General features: G+C 60.1%; 13 protein-coding genes and 1 pseudogene. 13 read left to right on the forward strand and 1 reads right to left on the reverse strand.

Going from position 1 to position 22,157, the window contains the following annotated elements; genetic code table 11:
* The first annotated feature begins 118 nt into the window (after positions 1 to 118).
* The 8 genes from clpB to HMPREF2932_RS06795 all read left to right on the forward strand — a co-directional run bounded on the left by clpB (position 119) and on the right by HMPREF2932_RS06795 (position 10,067).
* Entirely contained in the window at positions 119 to 2,680 is a 2,562-nt protein-coding gene (gene clpB, locus HMPREF2932_RS06760; RefSeq protein ID WP_071409870.1) for an ATP-dependent chaperone ClpB, read from the forward strand.
* Positions 2,681 to 2,754: 74 nt separating this feature from the next.
* Complete coding sequence (locus tag HMPREF2932_RS06765; protein ID WP_071409871.1) at positions 2,755 to 3,606, forward strand: sulfurtransferase; 852 nt, start codon at positions 2,755 to 2,757, stop codon at positions 3,604 to 3,606.
* A 97-nt stretch (positions 3,607 to 3,703) separates the two neighbouring features.
* A complete protein-coding gene (locus HMPREF2932_RS06770) occupies positions 3,704 to 4,933 on the forward strand; it encodes a type III secretion system chaperone family protein (protein ID WP_071409872.1) in 1,230 nt (409 codons plus the stop codon).
* Between the two features lie 125 nt (positions 4,934 to 5,058).
* Positions 5,059 to 5,604: an orotate phosphoribosyltransferase gene (gene pyrE / locus HMPREF2932_RS06775; protein ID WP_070753941.1), complete on the forward strand. Its 546-nt coding sequence runs from the start codon at positions 5,059 to 5,061 to the stop codon at positions 5,602 to 5,604.
* Positions 5,597 to 6,271, forward strand: a complete 675-nt coding sequence (locus HMPREF2932_RS06780) for a TrmH family RNA methyltransferase (protein WP_071409873.1) — start codon at positions 5,597 to 5,599, stop codon at positions 6,269 to 6,271. Before pyrE ends, HMPREF2932_RS06780 begins: the two co-directional genes overlap by 8 nt.
* Before the next feature lie 62 nt (positions 6,272 to 6,333).
* The gene (locus HMPREF2932_RS06785; protein ID WP_071409874.1) at positions 6,334 to 7,533 is read left to right on the forward strand and encodes a glycoside hydrolase family 76 protein; all 1,200 of its coding nucleotides are present in this window, start codon (positions 6,334 to 6,336) and stop codon (positions 7,531 to 7,533) included.
* A gap of 181 nt (positions 7,534 to 7,714) precedes the next feature.
* Positions 7,715 to 8,749, forward strand: a complete 1,035-nt coding sequence (gene fbaA / locus HMPREF2932_RS06790; RefSeq protein WP_071407173.1) for a class II fructose-bisphosphate aldolase — start codon at positions 7,715 to 7,717, stop codon at positions 8,747 to 8,749.
* A 97-nt stretch (positions 8,750 to 8,846) separates the two neighbouring features.
* Positions 8,847 to 10,067 carry an FUSC family protein gene (locus tag HMPREF2932_RS06795; protein ID WP_071409875.1) on the forward strand — a complete coding sequence of 407 codons (1,221 nt, stop codon included), beginning with the start codon at positions 8,847 to 8,849 and terminating at the stop codon, positions 10,065 to 10,067.
* Between the two features lie 39 nt (positions 10,068 to 10,106).
* Here the strand turns inward: HMPREF2932_RS06795 and HMPREF2932_RS06800 are convergent, their stop codons facing one another.
* A complete protein-coding gene (locus tag HMPREF2932_RS06800; RefSeq protein ID WP_070682403.1) occupies positions 10,107 to 11,036 on the reverse strand; it encodes a hypothetical protein in 930 nt (309 codons plus the stop codon).
* Between the two features lie 195 nt (positions 11,037 to 11,231).
* Here HMPREF2932_RS06800 and HMPREF2932_RS06805 point away from each other — a divergent pair, with 195 nt between their 5' ends.
* The 5 genes and pseudogenes from HMPREF2932_RS06805 to HMPREF2932_RS13690 all read left to right on the forward strand — a co-directional run.
* On the forward strand, positions 11,232 to 12,320 hold the full coding sequence (locus HMPREF2932_RS06805; RefSeq protein WP_071409876.1) for a hypothetical protein: 1,089 nt from the start codon (positions 11,232 to 11,234) through the stop codon (positions 12,318 to 12,320).
* A gap of 150 nt (positions 12,321 to 12,470) precedes the next feature.
* Positions 12,471 to 13,763: an adenylosuccinate synthase gene (locus HMPREF2932_RS06810; RefSeq protein WP_049155013.1), complete on the forward strand. Its 1,293-nt coding sequence runs from the start codon at positions 12,471 to 12,473 to the stop codon at positions 13,761 to 13,763.
* Positions 13,764 to 14,362: 599 nt separating this feature from the next.
* Positions 14,363 to 19,081 carry a YPDG domain-containing protein gene (locus tag HMPREF2932_RS06815; RefSeq protein ID WP_071409877.1) on the forward strand — a complete coding sequence of 1,573 codons (4,719 nt, stop codon included), beginning with the start codon at positions 14,363 to 14,365 and terminating at the stop codon, positions 19,079 to 19,081.
* A gap of 251 nt (positions 19,082 to 19,332) precedes the next feature.
* On the forward strand, positions 19,333 to 20,685 hold the full coding sequence (gene purT, locus HMPREF2932_RS06820; protein WP_071409878.1) for a formate-dependent phosphoribosylglycinamide formyltransferase: 1,353 nt from the start codon (positions 19,333 to 19,335) through the stop codon (positions 20,683 to 20,685).
* A gap of 699 nt (positions 20,686 to 21,384) precedes the next feature.
* Positions 21,385 to 22,157: pseudogene (locus HMPREF2932_RS13690) on the forward strand (adhesin); the annotation flags it as partial.

Below are 22,157 nucleotides of genomic sequence, written 5' to 3' on the forward strand. Positions count from 1 at the left end.
AAAGTTCTAGTTGAGTGGAACAGACTCAAGTTCTGTAGCGTTATAGACAGTGAAGCTTCCTTCCCTGCTGTAGCCGCAGGGAGGTTTGGATAAATAGTAGAAACGGAGAAACACAACAATGAGTTCTTTTAACCCCACCACTAAAACTCAGGAGGCCCTGCAGCAAGCGCTGCAGACGGCCTCCGCCAACGGTAACCCGGACATCCGCCCGGCACACCTCTTAGCAGCCATCCTCGAGCAGAAGGACGGCATTGCCGCCCCGGTGCTCAAGGCCACCGGTGTGGACCCGGAGACGGTTCTCAAGGAGGCGCGCCAGCTTATCGACGCCCTCCCCAAGGCCGAGGGCGCCAACATGGCGAACCCGAACTTTAACCGCGACGCCCTCAACGTCCTCACCCGCGCCCAGGAGCTGGCCGGCGAGCTCGGTGATGAGTTCGTTTCCACCGAGGTTCTGCTCGCCGCTATTGCGGGCTCCAAGTCTGATGCTGCTGAACTGTTGACCTCCCGCGGCGCTACCTATGACGCACTGAAGGGCGCTTTCCCCTCGGTGCGCGGTGCGGCCAAAGTGACCTCGGAGAACCCCGAGGAACAGTTCCAGGCCCTGGAGAAGTACGCCACGGACCTCACCGCCCGTGCCCGCGAGGGCAAGATTGACCCGGTGATCGGCCGCGATCAGGAGATCCGCCGCGTGGTCCAGGTTCTTAGCCGCCGCACGAAGAATAACCCGGTGCTCATCGGTGAGCCCGGCGTAGGTAAGACCGCCATCGTGGAGGGCCTGGCCCGCCGCATCGTGGCCGGTGACGTACCGGAATCCCTCAAGGGCAAGACGTTGCTGAGCCTGGACCTTGGCTCCATGGTCGCCGGCGCGAAGTACCGCGGCGAGTTCGAGGAGCGCCTCAAGGCCGTCCTCGATGAAATTAAGGCTTCCGACGGGCAGATCATCACCTTCATCGATGAGCTGCACACCATCGTCGGCGCTGGCGCTACGGGCGAAGGCTCGATGGATGCTGGCAACATGATTAAGCCGATGCTGGCCCGCGGCGAGCTCCGCTTGGTCGGTGCTACCACCCTCGACGAGTACCGCAAGTACATCGAGAAGGACGCCGCTTTGGAGCGCCGCTTCCAGCAGGTCTACGCCGCCGAGCCTTCCGTGGAGGACACCATCGGTATTCTCCGTGGCCTCAAGGAGCGCTACGAGGTGCACCACGGCGTGCGCATCCAGGACTCGGCCCTGGTGTCCGCCGCGGAGCTCTCGCACCGCTACATCACCAACCGCTTCCTGCCGGATAAGGCCATCGACCTAGTCGATGAGGCTGGCTCCCGCCTGCGCATGGAGATTGACTCCTCCCCGCAGGAGATTGATGAGCTGGAGCGCGTCGTGCGCCGCCTCGAGATTGAGGAGCTGGCCCTGAAGAAGGAGTCGGACGCAGCCTCGAAGGACCGCCTGACCGCCCTTCAACAGGAGCTGGCGGATGAGCGCGAAAAGCTCGGTGAACTCAAGGCCCGCTGGGCCAATGAGAAGAAGGCCATCGATGACGTGCAGACCATCAAGGAACAGCTGGAGGATCTGCGCCGTCAGGCAGAGATTGCGGAGCGCGATGGTGACCTAGCCCTGGCCTCCGAGATCAACTACGGCAAGATCCCGCCGCTGGAGAAGGACCTGGCTGCCGCCGAGGAGAAGGCCGCGCAGCAGCACAACACCATGCTCAGCGAGGAAGTCACCCCGGACACCATCGCGGAGGTCGTCTCCGCCTGGACCGGCATCCCGGCCGGCAAGATGCTGCAGGGAGAGACCGAGAAGCTGCTCAACATGGAGTCCGTGCTGGGTGAGCGTGTGGTGGGCCAGAAGGAGGCCGTCACCGCGGTCTCCGATGCCGTGCGCCGCGCCCGCGCCGGTGTGGCTGACCCGAACCGCCCGACCGGTTCCTTCCTCTTCCTGGGGCCGACGGGCGTGGGTAAGACGGAGCTGGCGAAGGCTCTGGCGGACTTCCTCTTTGACGATGAATCCGCGATGGTTCGCATCGACATGTCCGAGTTCGGTGAGAAGCACTCCGTCGCCCGCCTTGTCGGTGCCCCTCCGGGATACGTGGGCTACGATGCCGGCGGCCAGCTCACGGAGGCAGTGCGCCGCCGCCCCTACACGCTGGTGCTTTTCGACGAAGTCGAGAAGGCCCACCCGGACGTCTTCGACGTGCTGCTCCAGGTGCTCGATGAAGGCCGCCTGACCGATGGCCAGGGCCGTACCGTGGACTTCCGCAACACGGTCATCATCCTGACCTCGAACTTGGGTGCCGGCGGCACCAAGGAGGAGGTCATGGAGGCGGTCAAGCGTAGCTTCAAGCCGGAGTTCATCAACCGTCTTGATGATGTGGTGATGTTTGAGCCGCTGACCTCGGATCTGCTCTCCGGAATCGTGGACATCCAGCTCAAGGGCTTGGCCGAGCGCCTGTCCAGCCGCCGCCTGACGCTGCAGGTCTCCGACGCCGCCAAGCTGTGGCTGGCCGAGCGCGGCTATGACCCGGCCTACGGTGCCCGCCCGCTGCGCCGCCTGATCCAGCAGGCCATCGGTGACCAGCTGGCCAAGAAGTTGCTGGCCGGTGACATCGTGGACGGCGATACCGTGCACGTCGACGTGGCCGACGGTGGCGAGCGCCTCGAGCTAGCTGCCCGCACCGACTAAACCGCTTCAATCGTTGAGCGCCAATGGCGCTCAACGGTCGCCAGCACCCACTCATGCCCCTATCATCTAGGGGCATGAGCATTTTGATCTCCCCTCACGAGTTGAGTGAGAAGATTTACCGCGGTGACAAGACAACCATCCTTGCCTCCCTCTGGGCTCCAGGGGAAGGCGAGGCCTTCAATCAATTTTCCTCCCTGCACATTCCGACCGCCCAGTACGCGGACGCTGCCTCTGCCTTCGTGGGCCTGCCCGGCTCCAAGGCCGGGCGCAACCCCCTCCCAAAGCCTGAGAAGATTCAAGAGTGGATCGATCATTGGGGCCTAGATGAAGACAGCGAGGTCGTTGTTTACGACGAAGGCCGCGGCCTCTTCGCCGGCCGTGCGTGGTGGACACTGCGCTGGGTCGGCATCCGCAACGTCCGCATCCTCGACGGTGGCCTGTCCAACTGGCGCGCCCAGTCGCTGCCCACCCTCACCGGCCCCGGCAACTTGGGCATGCCCTCGGATTTTAAAGTGACGACGGGCTCGATGCCCACGGTCACCATCGATGAGGTCAAGGAGCATCAGGGCCTGCTTCTCGACGTTCGCACGCGCAACCGCTTCGCCGGCCGCCGCGAGAACCTCGACTTGAAGGCCGGCCACATCCCGGGCGCGGTTAACCTTCCGGAGCGCCTCTTCCACACGGAAGACATCACCGTGTGGAAGTCCAAGGAGGAGATCTTGGAGATCCTCGACGACCACGGCGTGACCAAGGAAAACGTGGACGGCGCCATCATCTACTCCGGCTCCGGCAACCACTCCGCGCTCACCATCGCCGTGCTGGAATACGTCGGCTTTACCGGCCTGCGCCACTTCGTGGGTGGCTGGTCGCAGTGGTCAGCCAACCCGAAGAACCCGGTGGAACGCGGCGACCGCGAGCACGTTTAGCACCCGCACCCGCCGCCCAGTTGTGCGCGCCCAAACCTGTGCGTGACCAGCGCGTCAGCGCGGATCGGGCGCGCCGGGCGATTAGAGTCGATCAGTGATGCCTTTCGTACTCTTATCCCTCGCCGCCGTCGCGCTCGTGGCTGGTCTCATCGTGCTCTGGCTGGACCAGCGCCAGCGCACCGCTCTCTCCGCCGGCGACCCCGCTGACAACGCCGCTGCCGATACGGCTGACGACGCTGCTACCGATACGGCTGACAACGCGGCAGTCGACGCCAAGCCGGTTGCCTCCACCCCGGAGCCCGAGCTCACCGCAGAGCCGGAACCCGTTGCCGAGCACAACGTCGAACCTTCCGACGAACCCGTTGCTGAGCCCAACGAGCCCGAAGAACCCGAGGAACTCACCGCAGAGTCGAACGAACTCACCGAACCGCAGGCTGCAGCGCGCAGCTTTGCGGAGCGTGCAGAGCGCGCCAAGTACTTCGTGCCGGGCAGCGCCCGCCGCGAGCGCAAGGCCTTTGGCCAGCAGCGCGGCTGGGAGTACGCCAAGCATGATTCTTACCTGGCCGATGAGTGGAGCCGCGGCGCGGCCGCCCGCGGCCAGGAGCCCCGGGACATCGTGGCCGGAAACTTCCGCAACCACGAGACCCTCCTTTTCGATATAGGCACGATCCCGGTCATGGCCATGCGCACCGGCGCGGCCTCCGACATCGTGGTGGATTTCCGCCGGGCAGGGGAGACAGTGGACAACTCGTCCGAGGATCTCGTGTACGTGCGTGAGGAGGAAGGATTTGAGGCCTTCGCCTCCGATGCCGGCGTGGGCCAGCGTCTTATCGATCCCCGCGTCAGTGCGGCGCTACACCGCCTACCCGCCGCCGTGACCGCCGTGTGGATGGAAGGGGAGTGGGTGCTTGCCCAAACCACCAAGCACGCCCGCAGCGCGGAGTGGGAAGAGTTGCTGGAACCGCTAGCCCTGCTGGCTGATGCCGCCCGTGTCCTTCCGCCGCGCTCTGAGGCAACGCAGGTCCTGCGCGTCGATGAACTCGACCCGAGCCGCGACATCCCGCAGCCCCCGCAGCCCGAACCTACCGGGCCTACTGCAGTCCCGGACCGCGATGATTCTCTCGACGCACCCACCATCCAGCGCCCCACCGAACCGGTTGTCATGCCGAGCCGCAGCACCAGCGAGGCGCGCGGCACCATTGACCACTCCAGCCTGGGTGCGGATGAAGTGGATGCGATTGCCGATGGCCGCGAACACCCCACCCCGGAGGACAACCAGGCCCGCCTGCCGCGCCGTTTCGACGGCGGCTCGTCCATCTTCGACTAACAGCAACTCCCAACAGCCCTCGGTGTGCCAGCAACCCTGGATGTGGCGGCCACCCGCGGGGAAGAGGGTAAACTACAGAGCGGATTTTTAAAGACGAGAAAGTCACAGACTTTAAGGAGCGAGCGATGAGCCTGGATCAGCAGAAGAAGCAACGCCTAGCAGAGCTGGTGAAGGAGCTGGCCGTCGTCCACGGCAAGGTCACGCTGTCCTCCGGCAAGGAGGCCGACTACTACGTGGACCTGCGCCGCGCCACCCTGCAGCACGAAGCCTCGCGCCTCATCGGCTCGCTGCTCCGCGAGCTCACCGCCGACTGGGACTACGCCGCCGCCGGTGGCCTGACCATGGGTGCGGACCCGGTCGGGTTGGCCATCATGCACGCCGATGGCCGCGACATTGACGCCTTCGTTGTCCGCAAGGAAGCCAAGAAGCACGGTATGCAGCGCCAGATCGAAGGCTTCAACGTCGAGGGGCAAAAGGTGCTCGTTGTGGAGGACACCACCACGACCGGTAACTCCCCACTGACCGCTGTGAAGGCGCTGCGCAAGGCAGGTGCCGAGGTCGTCGGCGTGGCCACCGTGGTGGACCGCAACACCGACGCCGGCGCAGCTATCGCCGCCGAGGGCTTGGAATACCGTTACCTGCTGGGCCTGGAGGACCTCGGCCTTGCCTAAGCCCGAGGAAGAGGCGGAGGCTAAAGGTCCCACCGAATGGAATGAGGGCCGCCACGGCGTCGGCCCCTGGGAGGGCTCGCTCCCGCAGGGCCCGGAGGCGGAGAAATACGATCCCGAGCTGCTCGCGGAAGGGGATCGTCGCAACGTCGTCGACGCCTACCGTTACTGGACGCGCGAGGCGATCCGGGAGGACATCGATAAGCGCCGGCATGCCCTGCACATCGCCATCGAGAACTTCGAGAACGATTCCAACATTGGCACCGTGGTGCGCACCGCCAACGCCTTTGCCGTCGACACCGTCCACATCGTGGGCCGGCGCCGCTGGAACCGGCGCGGCGCCATGGTGACCGACAGGTACCAGCACCTCATGCACCACGCGAACGTCAGCGATCTGATGGCCTGGGCTGCCGACCAAGGCTTAACCGTCGTGGCCATCGATAACACCCCCGGGTGCGTTCCACTGGAGACCGCGGAGTTGCCCGAGCGCTGCCTGCTCCTCTTCGGACAGGAGGGGCCGGGGGTGAGCCCGGAGGCACAAGATGCGGCGCTGATGACCTGTTCCATCGCGCAATTTGGTTCGACTCGCTCCATCAACGCGGGCGTGGCCGCAGGCATCGCCATGCATGCATGGATTCGACAGCACGCCGATTTATCAAAAGCTTGGTGAGATCCCGCGCACTGTGTTTACATCTAGGTAACGAATTCACATTTAAGAATGATGAGACAACAGTGTTAGAGAAATGGTCCCACCGCGCTGACCTCGCGGAGACAGCCATCAATGAGCGCCACGCGCAAGCCGTGTGGGGCTTGCCCCGTACCAACCTTGCCGTGGTGAGTTGGCCGCCCACCACCAAGGAATCGCTCTTTGTGCACTGGCATTATTGGTGGCAGGCGCACTATTTGGACTGTCTTGTCGACGCCGCCTTGCGCAAGAACACCAAGGCCCGCCGCGCGCGCATTTCCGATACCATCCGCGGCATCCACGTGCGCAACCTCCGCGCGCTGACGAAGAACCGTTACTACGACGACAAGGCCTGGATGGCCCTGGCTATTTCCCGTGCCGGTGAGCTGAAGAAGCAGCGCCCCTACAAGAAGCTGGGCGCCCTGCAGCACAACATCCGCGATGGCATCGATTCCCAAGTGGGCGTGCTGCCGTGGCGCGAAGGCGAGACCTTCCTCAACGTTCCCTCCAACGGGCCGGGCGCTATCATGCTCGCCCGCATGGGGCGCGTGGATGAGGCCCGCCACATCGTGGATTGGATCTACGACCACCTGATCGATGACGATGGCTTCGTCATGGACGGCATCCGCATGCGCATGGATGGGCAGGAAGTCGTCCGCAACATTCACCCCTACTGCCAGGGCGTGGTGCTCGGTGCTTGCTTGGAGATTGTGCTGGCGCTGCGGAAGCAGACGGGCCTGCGCTCCGTGGAGGACATCGACACCATTCATGAGGCCGAGCTCGCCGCGGACATGATGGATTACACCACCCGGATCCGCGGCCTCGTCCAGGCGGTGGCGACGGGAATGGCAACATATACGGGTGTCATTGATTGGCAGACTGGCGACGGCGACGGCGGCCTGTTCAAGGGCATCCTCGCCCGCTACCTGGCGGACGTAGCGGTGCGCCTGCCGGGCGATTCACCGGCCAACCGCGCAACCAAGAAGCTGGCCGCTCGCCTCGTGACGGCCTCGGCGGAATCAGTGTGGGAACACCGCCTGGAGGTGGATGGCTTGCCCATCTTCGGCTCCGACTGGACCGCGGACGCCAAGCTTCCCCACAACTACGGTTTTGGGCCCTCTTCGCTGAGCCAGAAGATGGGAATTATCCGCGTGGCTGAGCGCGATTTGTCCGTTCAGTTGTCCGGTTGGATGTTGTTGGAGGCCTGCACCCGGATTGTGAAGTACAAGTCAGAATCCAAGAAATAGCAGCGTTTCCCCAGGTGATTGGAGGATTCCTGCCCATGCGGAGCGGTGTTTAAGTGAGGTCACATCGCATCTCGCGGCGGAAAACCACAACTACAGGCATACTTGGATGTTGGAACGTGTTGTTTCGCTGGACGTGGGACGGCACGGCTTACTGCACAGCAACTCCAAAGGATGGAATTTCATGCCTATTGCAACCCCTGAGGTTTATAACCAGATGCTGGATACCGCCAAGAAGGGCGGCTTCGCATTCCCGGCAATTAACTGCACCTCCTCCGAAACCATCAACGCCGCACTCCGCGGCTTCGCCGAGGCTGAGTCCGACGGCATCATCCAGTTCTCCACCGGCGGCGCCGAGTTCGGTTCCGGCCTGTCCGTGAAGAACAAGGTTGCCGGCGCCAAGGCACTGGCTGCCTTCGCTCATGAGGCTGCTAAGCACTACGGCATTAACGTTGCGTTGCACACTGACCACTGCCAGAAGGAAGTTCTGGATGAGTACGTGCGCCCGCTGATCGCCTTCTCCCAGGAGCGCGTTGACCGCGGCGAGCTGCCGCTCTTCCAGTCCCACATGTGGGATGGCTCCGCTATCCCGATCGATGAGAACCTCGTGATCGCACAGGAGCTCCTCGAGAAGGCCCACAACGCCAACATCATCCTTGAGGTTGAGATTGGCGTCGTCGGCGGCGAAGAGGATGGCGTTGAGGCTAAGGCCGGCGCTAACCTCTACACCTCCCCGGAGGACTTTGAGAAGACCGTCGATGCCCTCGGTACCGGTGAGAAGGGTCGCTACCTGCTGGCCGCTACCTTCGGCAACGTCCACGGCGTGTACAAGCCGGGCAACGTGAAGCTGCGCCCGGAGGTCCTCGACGAGGGCCAGAAGGTTGCCGTGAAGAAGCTTGGCCTGGAGGAAGGCTCCCAGCCCTTCGACTTCGTCTTCCACGGTGGCTCCGGCTCCGAGAAGGAGAAGATCGAGGAGGCACTGCGCTACGGCGTCATCAAGATGAACGTTGACACCGATACCCAGTACGCCTTCACCAACCCGGTTGCACGCCACATGTTCGCTAACTACGACGGCGTCTTCAAGATCGACGGCGAGGTTGGCAACAAGAAGGTCTACGACCCGCGCTCCTACCTCAAGAAGGCTGAGCAGGGTATGGCTGACCGCGTGGTTGAGGCCTGCCAGGACCTGCACTCCGTGGGCAAGACCGTGTCCAAGTAAACCCACACCAACCGGATGCCAACAAGCCACCCCTCGCCCATGAGGGGTGGCTTTGTTCGTCCAAACCCGCCGCCAGAACGCGTAAAATACCGGAGTCATGGAAGCGCAAGAGTCATCGTCGAGTTCGTCGAGTACCGTCAAGCGTGTTCGCAAGACCACCCGCGAGCAGCTGCGGTTGGTGGATAAGTCCCTCAAGGCGCGCCTGACACGCATCCGCAACCGGCTCGTGTTCATGCTTCAGTGCACGATAGGCGCGGGTTTGGCCTTCTATGTTGCGCACGATTTCTTCGGCCATGCGCAGCCTTTCTTTGCCCCGATGGCCGTCATCATCATCCTCGGACTATCGGGCAGGGACCGGCTCAAGCGCGCCGTGGACATGGCCCTCGGCGGTGTTGTAGGAGTCTTGGTGGGCACGCTGCTTGTCGACACCCTCGGGACCGGACCCATCCACATGACCATCATCATCGGGTTGGCCCTGATTATCGGTTCTTTCTTCACTAGTTCGCAGCTGGTGAGCAATCAAATCGTCATTGCCGCCATCCTCATCGCCACCATTCTTCCCCCGGAAGAAATGGGCGGCATCTCCCGTGCCATTGACGCCATTATCGGCGCGGTCATTGGCCTCACGATGATCGTGCTGATTCCTTCCTCGCCCTTGCGCGCGGGGCGCTCGGAAGTCTCGAAGGTCCTGGGCATTACCTCCTTGGTCCTCTCCGACGTGGCCAAGGGGCTGGAAGAAAACGATCCTGAGACCATCACGGAAGCACGCGACGCGGTGCGCGGCACGCAGGATGACATCAACAACATGCTCAACGCCACCAAGGGCGGTGCGGAAACCGCACGCCTGTCACCGTTCCTGTGGAGCTCACAGCGCACGGTTCGCTCCTTGGAACGCATCCTCACGCCTGTTGACAACGTGGTCCGCGGCACCCGCGTGCTCTCCCGCCGTGCGCTTGTTCTCTCCGAGGACGGCGACCAGGCCACGCCCGAGCAAGTTGAGATCATCGACGAACTCGCTGAAATCACGATGGAGCTATCCGATCTCTACACTCACCAAACAGCGCGTGAGCGCCGCGTGGATGAGGCGCATGCCATCCCGGACATCGTCAAACGCCTACGCCAGCTGGGTGCGCGCTGCTCGATGGACGTTGCCGGCGAGGAGGCAGTCCTCTCCGCTTATGCCGTGCTCGCCCAGACGCGCTCCATCATCGTGGACCTTCTCATGGTGTGTGGCATGTCGCGGGAGTCGGCCGTGGCACAACTCGTGCCCACATCCAAGCACCCGGCCTACCCGCCGGAGGTCTGGGAGGAAAACTAAGGCTGGTCTAGGGCAGCTGATACAGGCTAGGGATACAGGCTAGGGCCGCACGATCTGCAGGTCCCGCAGGTGGCGGTAGAACGTCACGCGCTTGACCGGCCGCTTAGCGCGGACTCCATCGACGCTGACGCTGAGCGACGGCCCTCCTGCCTGCACCGCCCGGCCCTGCACGACGCTGGCCGGGTCGAGTTGTCCAGGCTGTGCAGGCTTGCGCAGGCGGACGAACAGCCCACGGCGCGGTGCAGCCTCCGCCTCAAAGCTCGTCACTGCCTTCGCCGCCACGATGCCCGGCGCATCCGTCATTGGTACGAGCTTTGCCCCGAAGACATCCTTCTCACGATCTGCGCGCAGCAGCACGGCATCGTCGACGATGATCTCCCCCGTGATCTCCTCATTCGACCATTCCGCAATCGTTGCCGAACCCGCCACGGCGAGGCCCGCGTCATTACGGATGAGCGGCACCGGCTTGACGGGCGCGGTCATGGCAAAGGAGAGTGCTTCCTCCATTACTGCTCCCTGGTTGCCGGGCCCCTGGCGCTCCTGACCCGCTCCGCTCGATTTCAGGCCCCAATTCATCGCCGCTGTGGAATGCTCCCCGGTGGGGACATACCCAACCTCGGCCCACAGGTAATCCGCCCGCATCATGCGGGTCAACACCGCGCTGAGTGCGGCGTCGCTGCCAATAACCACGATGCGCAAAGGCTCGCGCAAGTACTGCTTTTGGGGTGCTGGGCCCGGCTCGCCGAGGTGACTCACGTCCGGTTGCGCGGCAATCTTATCCAGCGATGGAGTGGGGTCCTCCGGAAGGATGTCCCTGGCCAGCGCATCAATAGCCTTCAGCTCCTGCCGGCTGGGGACCGAGGCGACGCGGAAGTGCTCAACGCGGATTCCGCTCTGTTGAGCCTCAGCGAGGGCATCGGTATGGGCCTCAGTGAGATGGCCGCCGCAGTCTACAAGCGCACAGATCATACAAGAAGCATAGAAGCGTGAGAAGAGGTTCGCGAAAAAGGAGCGCCAGCGCCGCTCAACCAACGGCGCTTCCAGAAACTAAGTAGTGCACGTCACATCTGCTAGGTAGGCTCCATTACAACGCTTAACTCCAAAGCAACTCTCAACTTCTTAACACTTAACTTTTTCTTTGTCTGATAGCTGGAGGTATTCACCGTGTCCACCCGTATGGCAACCCTTGCGCTTGTATCCGCCGCTGGACTGTTGGTGAGTTCGTGCAGTTTCGGCGGGGGTTCACAGACGGAAGCCGAGGAACCCGCCTTCACCGAGGCCGCCGCCGCGTCCGTGACTAGTTCTACGAAGGCCAGCGCGACGACATCGTCGACACCGAGCAGCACTTCCTCCTCCAGCACGCACCCTAACTGCGAAGAAAAGAAGGAGCTCGAGGACACCGACCTTGGCAAGGTCCTTGATAACAAGGAAGCCTACGTGAAAGGCTCCACCGAGAAATTTGAGGACCTCACCATCGGCGAAGACGAGTATGACCCCTGCAAGTTCCTCAGCTACGTGGTGTTGGAGGGCAAGTTCGATGGCGAACCCGTGAAGGTTCCCGTCTTCTTCGTCAACGGCAGGGTCTACGACGAGAATGCCCTGTACATCACGTCCTCCTCATTTGAGGTCACTGAGGATGGAGAGGGTTACACCTATGAGTCCAAGACTGAAGGAGACATTGTCGGCGTCGAAGGAAAGGTGTACAAGCGCCCAGGCACTGAGGCACCTTCGATGGAGAACTCCTTTGACGGTGTGAACTCGGACATATTCTTCATTGACGTAAAGTCAGAGCTCACCGACTCCGCGGACCTGGCCAAGGATGAAGAAGACCTCCGCGGTGAAACGCTGTTCGATATTTCCGCCGACGGTTGGAACTTGGTGTGCGGTATCGATGCGAATGAAAAATCCATTGACTGCGCACACGGCGGTGGCGGAGCCTGGGTTATCAAGAGCGATAAGACCAACCTGCCGGAAGATATGGAATTCGATGTGGTGAGCCTCCTACCGCTGGAGGGTGAAACCAGGTACAGCCAGGGTGGTGTCGACAACCTCCCAACTGACGGCAAGAAGATCGATAGCAACGGTCTCTACCGAATCGGCATCGATGACATTGAAGCTCAAATCGCTGTCGTTGACGATGGGATCATTATCAGCACCCCAAACAATTCGAGGCTGATGTTCACCAATGACACCATCTTCATCGAAGAGAAAGACAAGGGCGACGGTGCCAACTCAAACACCGAAATCGCGTAGTTGGACTTGAACGAGGTTCGGGACGAACCTCTCCACGAAGGTGCCGGCGCATCAATTCCTGACGAGCTTGTCACAAACTCACCGCTGCACCGCTGCGGCGGGTAAAGTAGGTGCGTATTTGACTTCAATAAATAGGAAGTGACACCAAACATGGCAGCGATCGTCATCGTCGGCGCCCAGTGGGGCGATGAAGGCAAGGGCAAGGCTACCGACATCCTCGGCGGCAAAGTCGATTACGTAGTGAAGCCCAACGGCGGTAACAATGCCGGCCACACCGTCGTGGTCGGCGGCGAGAAGTACGAGCTGAAGCTCCTTCCCGCCGGCATTCTTTCTGAAAACGCCACCCCGGTCCTGGGCAACGGCGTGGTGATTAACCTGGAGGCCCTCTTCGATGAGATTGATGGCCTCGAAGCCCGCGGCGCTAACGCTTCGCGCCTGAAGATTTCCGCCAATGCGCACCTCGTGGCGCCCTACCACCAGACGCTTGACCGCGTGCAGGAGCGCTTCCTGGGCAAGCGCGCCATCGGCACCACCGGCCGCGGTATCGGCCCGGCTTATGCCGACAAGGTCGCCCGCATCGGTATCCGCGTGCAGGACATCTTCGATGAGTCCATCCTGCGCCAGAAGGTCGAGTCCGCCTTGGACATTAAGAACCAGATGCTGGTGAAGATGTACAACCGCAAGGCCATCGAGCCGGAGCAGGTTGTGGAGTACTTCCTGAGCTACCGCGAGCGCCTGCGCCCGATGGTTATTGAGGCCGAGCTGGAGCTGAACCAGGCGCTGGATGAGGGCAAGCACGTCCTCATGGAAGGCGGCCAGGCCACCATGCTGGACGTTGACCACGGCACCTACCCGTTCGTGACCTCCTCGAACCCGACTGCCGGTGGCGCTGCTGTGGGCTCCGGCATTGGTCCGACGCGCATTACTACCTCCCTGGGCATCATCAAGGCCTACACCACCCGCGTCGGTGCGGGTCCGTTCCCCACGGAGCTTTTCGATAAGTGGGGCGAGTATCTGCAGACCACCGGCGGCGAAATCGGCGTCAACACCGGCCGCAAGCGCCGCTGCGGTTGGTATGACTCCGTCATTGCCCGCTACGCCACCCGTGTCAACGGCTTCACGGACTACTTCCTGACCAAGCTGGACGTGCTCACCGGCATCGGTGAAATCCCCATCTGTGTGGCCTATGACGTTGACGGCAAGCGCTACGACGAGATGCCGCTGACCCAGTCCGAGTTCCACCACGCCGAGCCCATCTTTGAGACCATGCCGGCCTGGGATGAGGACATCACTAACTGCCAGACCTTTGAGGAGCTCCCACAGAAGGCTCAGGACTATGTCCTGCGTCTGGAGGAACTCTCCGGCTGCCGCATCTCCTACATCGGTGTAGGCCCCGGCCGCGACCAGACCATCGTGCGCCACGATGTCATGCAAGACCAGTAAGGCGCAGGCCGGTCCAAGATAAACCAACCTTAGGAACCGTCTAGCAGCGACGGCGGCCCGTAGAAACAGCGCAACAACCACCGCCCCGTTTCTCCCACAGCATCGTGGACACAATTGTCGATATGCACGATGCGGGGAGAGCGGGGCGGTTTGTGTTTCTGTGTCTACATTTGTGCGTTCAATACGCCCTGCTTGGCGACGCCTCCCGCAGCCCCACCTGACACAGCCCTGTATAAAACACCCCCGTTAGGAGTGCATTCCTGGGGCAAATGTTACCAAAGTGACGATGTGAGCTATTTAACAATCTCATCCGCGTGTCGCAACCATGCCAAAAAGAGCAGGTCAAACATATGCTCCGCGTTGTTAGTGGCAAAAAGTTTGCAGTCATGAAATTTTCAGGAATCCGTACGGTTTCTTTAATTTGTGGACGAAGTTAACATTAGACACGAGTTTGTTCATAGATCCTTGGAACCTCTGACCTTCGTCCAAGGTGACAGAAATGAGCTGCTCTCGGTTGCGTAAGCCGGTTTTACCCCTTGCGCGGTCACGTGTCCCTAGCGTGATCACTCTTTCAAGACTTAAGGAAAGGACTTCTTGGTATGAACAAGAAGGAAATCAAGCGTACTGCTGTACGCCGTCGCGGCACTACCATTGCTGCTGCGGCGCTCTCTATTGCTATGGTGGGCCCCTTCGTTCACGCAGTAACTCCAGCATCCCCGTTCGCTGCGGTTGCCAATGTACAGGAGAATCAGCCCGCTGCAGACGCTCCGGCAGCAGGTTCTCACGAGGCCATCTACTCGCCGGGCAAGGCAGACCAGAAAGGCACTATCTCCGGTTCCGTGAAGGAAATCGTAGAAGCCAAGGTTGGTTTTGGTAACGTCCAGGCCTCTGGTAAGGCGCTGAAGGGTGTCAAGGTCTACGCCCAGTGGTACGAAGGTGAGAACACTCAGCACTCGTCTCCGGTGTACTACACCGAGAGTGATGCCAACGGTAACTTCACCATCAAGATGGCTCCGTACACCGATGCTAAGGGCGTGCAGCGTAAGTTTGAGGCTGATGCTTCGGTCGGTGAGACGGTCCCGCAGCGCGACCACAAGCGTGAGAAGATTCGCGTGTGGACGGAGCTTCCGGAAGACATGACGGATAAGTACCGTCTGGTGCACCAGCCGGCTGCGGGTATTTTCCCAGCCATTGGTGATGTGGCGACCCCGACTTCGCAAGGGGACGGCCCGTGGGGTGGTAACAAGGTCTCGGAGATGACCATCCAGTATGCGCAGAAGGACAAGCTGCCGCAGCACCTGCCAGAGGAAAAGTGGGCAGAAAGTGTCGGCAAGGCCAGTAACAATGGCACTTACGCTGGTCGGGCGTTCTGGAACCTGCATGTGTTGCTGGGGGGTTTAAACCACAACACTATCAGTGCATTTAATAGTAAGGACCTTCCTGCACCTGGTATGAAGGTTGTTGGCTCTTACCTCAACGATGAGGCTGTGACCAAGATCGAGGAACACGTAAAGAGCAACTTCGCAGGCAAGACGCTGCGCGGCCGCGACTGGACTACCGCTGACGAAGCGGGTCTGCAGAAATGGATCAACGAGCAGGTAGCGGCAGACCCTGAAGGCTGGATTGCCGAGACAGTTACGACCACCACTGGTGCTGATGGTCGTTTCGCGCTGAAGTGGAAGGGCCTGTACGGCAATAACCACACCGGCACCGGTGGTGGCATTAACCCGGATGCTGACAAGCTGCACAAGTTGGCTGGGTCGTGGGAGGAGGGTTCCTGGCTCAACGGCAACAAGAACTCCAAGCACGTCAACATGGACTGGAGCTACATCAGCATCTATGACAAGGACGGTAACCCGCTGCCGGACAACATCGGCACCTTGTACCCATGGGCTCTAGGTAACTGGGCTGGGCCCAGTAGCGGTGGTGCTAACGCGCAGCTCTTCGGTGGTGACTCCACGTTCATCGAGCCCACCGTTGACGGCTACACCGGTTGGAACATCGCGCTTGCTCCGCAGGCGCTGAAGTTCGATGTGGTGGATAAGAACACCACCGATAACTGGGCCAAGATCGGAGACAAGGTTCAGACCGATACTGCAGGCCTTCCGCTCTCGGATAACCTGAGCTACTACATCGAATGGTACGACAAGGACGGCAATGTCGTTAAGACGTGTGCCCCCGCTAAGGCTGACTCCGCAAGTAAGATTCCGAGCTGTGAGTTCGAGGTTCCAAAGGACGCTAAGACTGGTGACACCTTTACCGCTCGTCTGAAGGCCACTGCCGGTGAGCCGGATTCGAAGAACGATCTGGTTCTGGCAATGGACGCGTTCGCAGTTACGACTGATTACCTCGAGTACGACTCAGTCGATGCCAAGGTCAAGGAAGAGGCTACCTCTGAGCCGAAGTTCGACAACCCAGCTTCCGATGGCGTGGAGACGAAGCCTGAGAAGGCCAAGTTCGAGCTCGGCAAACTGCCTGAGGGTGTCACTGAAGATCAGGTCTCTGTGGACGAGAAGACCGGTGTTGTGACGTTCACCCCGAATGCTGAGCAGGCTGGCAAGTCGTTCAACTTCCCAGTTGTGATGCGTGATGAGGCTCTGCAGGTTCCAGTTCTCGATGAGAACGGCGACCCTGTCAAGGACGAGTCCGGCAACCCGAAGACCCAGGGTCGTGTTGTTGCTCGCGCTGACGCAACCTTCAAGGTAGCGGGTGACACCACTGCAGCTACGGTTGAGCCGTCCTATGAGGACACGTTGGTTGTTCCGGGTAAGGAAACGAAGTCTGAGCCGGTCTTTGTGAAGGAGGACGAGGACGGTAAGCCGACGGAGGAGAAGGTTGATGCTCCTTCGGGGTCGACGTTCAAGATCGCTGACGGCTTCACTGCTCCTGAGGGCTACACCGTCGAGATTGATGAGTCCACTGGTGTTGTGACTGTGACGGCGGATCCGGAGAAGCTCAACAAGGATACTGTTGAGGAGTTCGAGGTTCCGGTTACGGTGACCTACCCGGACGAGTCCACCGATGATGTTAAGGCGAAGTTCGAGCTGGACACCGATGGTGACGGCACGCCTGACACCGAGGACGAAGACGATGATGGTGACGGTGTTCCGGATCAGGAAGAGATCGATAAGGACACTAATCCGAAGGATAAGAACGAGCGTCCGCTGACGCCGATCGGTCCTGGTGAGGACACCACTGCAGCTACGGTTGAGCCTGAATATGAGGATGGCGCCGGTGAGCCTGGTGAGAACGTGACTGTTCCTGCTCCTGAGTTTAAGGACAAGGACAAGAATCCGACTGAGGCTCCTGACGGCACCACCTTCAAGCCTGGTGACGATGCTCCTGAGGGTGTGACCGTTGATGAGAACACTGGTGAGATCACCGTTCCGGTTCCTGAGGATGCCACCCCTGGTGACAAGATCACTGTTCCGGTTGAGGTGACCTACCCGGATGGTTCTAAGGACACCGTTGACGTCACTGTCACGGTTGAAGAGCCAGATGCTCCGGAGCAGCCTGATACCAAGCAGGCTGATGAGCTCGAGCCGAAGTACAACGATGGTGCTGGTAAGCCTGGTACCACCGCTCCGGTTGATGCTCCGAAGTTCACCAACAAGGACGGCGACACTGTTACGGTTCCGGAAGGTACGAAGTTCATCACCGATGAGGACGGTGTGGAGGTTGCTGAAGATGGATCGCTGAGGGTTCAGATTCCTGCGGATGCAACTCCTGGTGACAAGATCACGGTTCCTGTGACCGTGACCTACCCGGATGGCAGCACCGACAAGGTTGATGTCACGGTGACTGTCACTGACCCTGAGGCGAAGCCAGAATGGGGCGATGGTGAAGGTGAGCCGGGTGGCCAGGTTACTGTGCCGAACGAAGGTGGCAATGTTCCGGAAGACTCTACGGTTGAGGTAGAGGGTCCGGGTAAGGCTGAACTCGATGAGAATGGCAACCTGGTTGTCGACATCGATAAGGATGCTAAGCCTGGTGACAAGGTTGTCGTCGAGGTGAAGGATCCGGAAGGCAACACGATCGACGAGTCGACCGTGACTGTTACCGAGCCCCCTGCTCCTGCTGAGAAGCCGGATTGGACGGATGATAAGGGTAAGCCTGGCGACAAGGTTGAGATCCCGAACGATGGTGGCAAGGTGCCGGACGGCACCACTGTTGAGACCGAGGGGCCGGGTAAGGCTGAAATCGATGACGAAGGCAACCTGATTGTCGACATCGATAAGGACGCTAAGCCTGGTGACAAGGTCGTCGTTATTGTTAAGGACAAGGACGGCAAGGAGATTGACCGTGTCGTTGTTGAGGTTGAGAAGCCGGACGCTCCTGCTCCTGGGGACAAGAAGCCTGACTGGAAGGATGACTTCGGTAAGCCTGGCGACAAGGTTGAGATCCCGAACGATGGTGGCAAGGTGCCGGACGGCACCACTGTTGAGACCGAGGGGCCGGGTAAGGCTGAAATCGATGACGAAGGCAACCTGATTGTCGACATCGATAAGGACGCTAAGCCTGGTGACAAGGTCGTCGTTATTGTCAAGGACAAGGACGGCAACGAGATTGACCGCGTAGTCGTTGAGGTTGAGAAGCCTAAGAGCCCGATTATTCCGGGACCGACCTGGCCGATTGACCCGAATAAGCCGGGTAAGGACGATCCGTCTGAGACTCCGGAGGTCATCAAGCCGACCATTGATCCGGCTAAGGACGGTGACAAGGAGATCACTGGTACCGCTAAGCCTGGTACCGATATCACCGTTACTGTCACGGACAAGGACGGCAAGAAGACCGAGAAGACTGTCAAGGTTGGCGATGACGGTAAGTGGAAGGTCGTTGTTGACAAGGAGCTGAAGACTGGCGACAAGATTGTTGCCAAGGATAAGGACGGCAACGAGGCTTCGCGTATCGTCACTGGCGATTCGAAGCCGGGTACGCCGGATGGTTCCGCGGATTGGACTGGTTCTTCCAACCTGTCTGAGCGTTGCATCAACACCGGCCTGGGTATTGGTATTCCGCTGCTGTTCCTGATTCCGGTTGGTCTGGCTTCCCAGATGAATATTCCGGGTCTGTCGGAGTTTGTTGCTCCGATTAACAAGCAGATTCAGGATCTGAATACCCGTCTGCAGCAGCAGGCTGGTCTGTTCAACGGCCCGTTGGCTGACCAGGTCAATGGTATTAATGCTCAGCTGAAGCGCTTCGGTGCTGATTACCAGCAGGCTGCTGGTGCTGTGGCTCTGATTGCTGCTGGTGCTTTGGCTATCGGCATGTTGGCTGATGCTTGTGCACCGGGTGCTGGCGAGGGTTCCTCCAAGTAAGAGGAAGACCGCGATAACCGAGGGCCAGTCGGCCCGAGTGGCCGGCTGACACGCTAGAAGGTCAGTCTGTAGCACCAGGCCCCCTTTCCCACTGTTTCCCTGCGGTGGGTGAAGGGGGCTTTGGTGATCCTGCCCTGGGCCGAAGCCCGGGTCACTGTGTCGTCGTGGGGTGCGGTGAGTTTGGGTGGTTGTGGGGAAACAGGGGGACGTCGCCAAGCAGCACGGCGTCAAATGTGTGCGATAATTCGAGAATGACTACCGTAGGGGACATCGCAGGCCAGATCGGAACCCCCTTAACAGGAAGCGCCACCAAGGTGCTGCTCCTCGGGGCGGGCGAGCTGGGCAAGCAGTTGGTAATAGCCTTTCAGAACTTGGGGCTCGAGGTTCACGCCGTGGACCGCTACGCAGGAGCACCCGCGCAGCAGCTCGCGCACTTTAGCTACATCGCAGACATTAGGGACCCACAGAAGGTGTGGGAGCTTACTGAGCGCATCAAGCCGGACTATGTGGTCCCTGAGGTGGAGACTGTCGCGGTGGAGGCGCTCAAGCGCATTGAGGAAGAAGTAGGCGCTACGGTTGTGCCGACGGCACGGGCGTGTGAGCTCACGCAGTCCCGTGAGAGCGTGCGTGAGGTGGCTGAGAGTATCGGTCTTCCTGTGACGGCGTATCGCTTTGCTGAGACTGCTGAGGAGCTGCAGGAGGCAGTGGGGGAGTTGGGTCTGCCGTGCATCGTGAAGCCGGATATTACGACTTCCGGTAAGGGGCACGTTCTTCTTAAGGAAGAGGAAGAAATAGAGGAAACGTGGGCCATGGTGCGCCACGTGTCCACTGACCACAAGCGTGTGGTGGTGGAGCGTTTCGTTGATTTTGATTATGAGGTCACGTTGCTTGCTGTGCGCTCCATTGACCCGGCTACGGGCAAGATGGCGACGTGGTTTAGTGAGCCTATTGGTCACCGACATGAGAACGGTGACTTGGTGGAGTCTTGGCAGCCCATGGCGATGAGTGAGGACGCCCTGGCGAATGCGCGTTCCGTGGCCGCGCGCATTTCTAACGAATTGGGTGGGCGTGGTGTCTACGGTGTTGAGCTGTTCGTGGCGGGTGATGAGGTGTACTTCTCTTCTGTTTCGCCGCGTCCTTTGGATACCGCCATGCTGACTGGATACACGCAGCGCTTCTCTGAGTTTGAGCTGCATGTCCGCGCAATGTTGGGCTTCCCGATTGATGTGACGTTGGTGAGCCCCGGTGCGGCGGTCATTCTGCACGCGGATGCTGAGCTTGATGACGTCTCCTATTCCGGCCTCGATGCCGCCATGGCTTATGAGGAGACGGACGTGCGTCTGTTTGGTAAGCCATGGGCCTATGCCGGCCGCCGCATGGGCATGGTGGCTACCACTGCAGAGGACGTTGAGACAGCCCGCGATAGGGCAGCACTCGCGGCGGCGAAGATTACTGTGGCGCCGGGCTCGTCTTCTGGGGCAGACCAGGTGGATGCGCAGCCTGTGACTCCCGCTGGCTCGCCGGTCTCCGACATCGAGGTTATTGAGGTTCCCGAGCCGGTCGTCGACGTTGATCCGAAGCTCACGCGTTCCGCGGATGATTAATGAGGACTCGGCGAGACATAAAAATGATTAATGGGGTAGTGGCCTTAAGCCCCGTGGGGTGAGGTTTCTAATGGGGAATGGCGGCCTGCTTTGTGCACGGCCGTTTCGCGTTCCTGCGAGGTGTAGCGGCAAAGGTGCTAAGTGCTCGCGAGTACGAGCTTTCGCGGGCCTTGGGGTGCTATAAGGTCGCAGGGGATCGTAGGTATCGCAGGTGGTTACAAGGGGATTGGGCCAGCGGGGGCGTGCACGGGGCTGTTGCGCTGGCGGAGGGTCCCCTCGCCGAATCCGGGTGGGGCGAAAACTGATATGCAAACTTAGTAAATCTTAGGTTGAGTATTATAAGAAATATTTAGAAGTTGACGGCGTCAACTGAAAATAGAACGAATGGGCGATAAATAGCAACCGTTCGGCTTAAATGCGGGTTCATGCAGGGTAAATGTACTCCGCTGTGGGTATAAGCGAAATTTATGGAGCAATGAGATACCTTGCAGCTTCCTGTGCTGAATGATATTCTCCTGAGTGGACTATAAGAGTTCGTGAGATTCCTAAGAAGAATCGCCGGTCAAGGTGTAAAAACCTACGTCCAGATTTCAGAGTAGTTCAGTGGTTTAAGGCTGCTGTGCAGAAAGCTTGTAGACATTCACATCATTCAAAGAGGAAGCGATGAGTAGATTAAGGAACATCTCCAGAGAGGGGTGGATGGTCTTTACTGCTGTGCTTACGGCAATTGCAGTAATTGCGGCCATGGTTACCGTTCCCTGGGCGAAGGCTGGCGCGGCCGAGCCGACTGATTTCGTGCCTAACACGACGTTGGGTGCTGAAAATAAGAAGATTGGCGGAGACCATAGCTGGGGCCAGCTTGTGTGGGCTGGACAGCCGCCAAAAGGTGCAAAGAATCCCCACACGGACAACGATGTCGGATGGGGCTGGTGTATTGATTACACTGTTGCCGATCCTATGCTCAAGACGGGCAGCTACAAGAAGTCCACTGCAGGGGCGATTCGCTTTGATGACCCGAAGTTTCAAAATGCGGCGATCGGAGTTGCTCTGAAGCTGCGTGATGCTACGGCGGCTGGCGATAAGAAACTTGCTAATCGGTACAGCGTTTATTTGGCAGCGCTCGTCTCTGATGCGTCGGGTAGGGCTGCCGCGATTAAGTTTATTCACGCAAATGACGGGGGCGATACCTCTGGTCTGGCACGTCCGCTCCACGGATTTGACGGCAACTCCGAGGACTTTACGGCGAACACGGGGCTGCGCATTCTAAAGGACAATGCGCAAACGCTCGACGAGCAGTTTGAAGCCGATCCGTCGGTCACTATCCCTGAGCAGCCGGCGGATGCCTTCATCACTGTGGTTGGCCCTAACGGCATAATCACTCATAACAGTGGTGGGGGACAGCGTGTGGTTCCTATTGACCAGCCTGGTCTTCCAGATGAGTCTGTTGAGCCGAAGATTTCGACGAATGCTGA

This window comes from Corynebacterium sp. HMSC074H12, assembly GCF_001813755.1.
GTDB classification, from domain to species: domain Bacteria; phylum Actinomycetota; class Actinomycetes; order Mycobacteriales; family Mycobacteriaceae; genus Corynebacterium; species Corynebacterium hiratae.

Coding starts and splice junctions, on each gene's coding strand:
- HMPREF2932_RS06810 (WP_049155013.1), top strand. CDS start 12,471: ATGGCAGCGATCGTCATCGTCGGCGCCCAGTGGGGCGATGAAGGCAAG.
- fbaA (WP_071407173.1), top strand. CDS start 7,715: ATGCCTATTGCAACCCCTGAGGTTTATAACCAGATGCTGGATACCGCC.
- HMPREF2932_RS06800 (WP_070682403.1), bottom strand. CDS start 11,036: ATGATCTGTGCGCTTGTAGACTGCGGCGGCCATCTCACTGAGGCCCAT.
- HMPREF2932_RS06795 (WP_071409875.1), top strand. CDS start 8,847: ATGGAAGCGCAAGAGTCATCGTCGAGTTCGTCGAGTACCGTCAAGCGT.
- HMPREF2932_RS06765 (WP_071409871.1), top strand. CDS start 2,755: ATGAGCATTTTGATCTCCCCTCACGAGTTGAGTGAGAAGATTTACCGC.
- HMPREF2932_RS06770 (WP_071409872.1), top strand. CDS start 3,704: ATGCCTTTCGTACTCTTATCCCTCGCCGCCGTCGCGCTCGTGGCTGGT.
- clpB (WP_071409870.1), top strand. CDS start 119: ATGAGTTCTTTTAACCCCACCACTAAAACTCAGGAGGCCCTGCAGCAA.
- pyrE (WP_070753941.1), top strand. CDS start 5,059: ATGAGCCTGGATCAGCAGAAGAAGCAACGCCTAGCAGAGCTGGTGAAG.
- HMPREF2932_RS06815 (WP_071409877.1), top strand. CDS start 14,363: ATGAACAAGAAGGAAATCAAGCGTACTGCTGTACGCCGTCGCGGCACT.
- purT (WP_071409878.1), top strand. CDS start 19,333: ATGACTACCGTAGGGGACATCGCAGGCCAGATCGGAACCCCCTTAACA.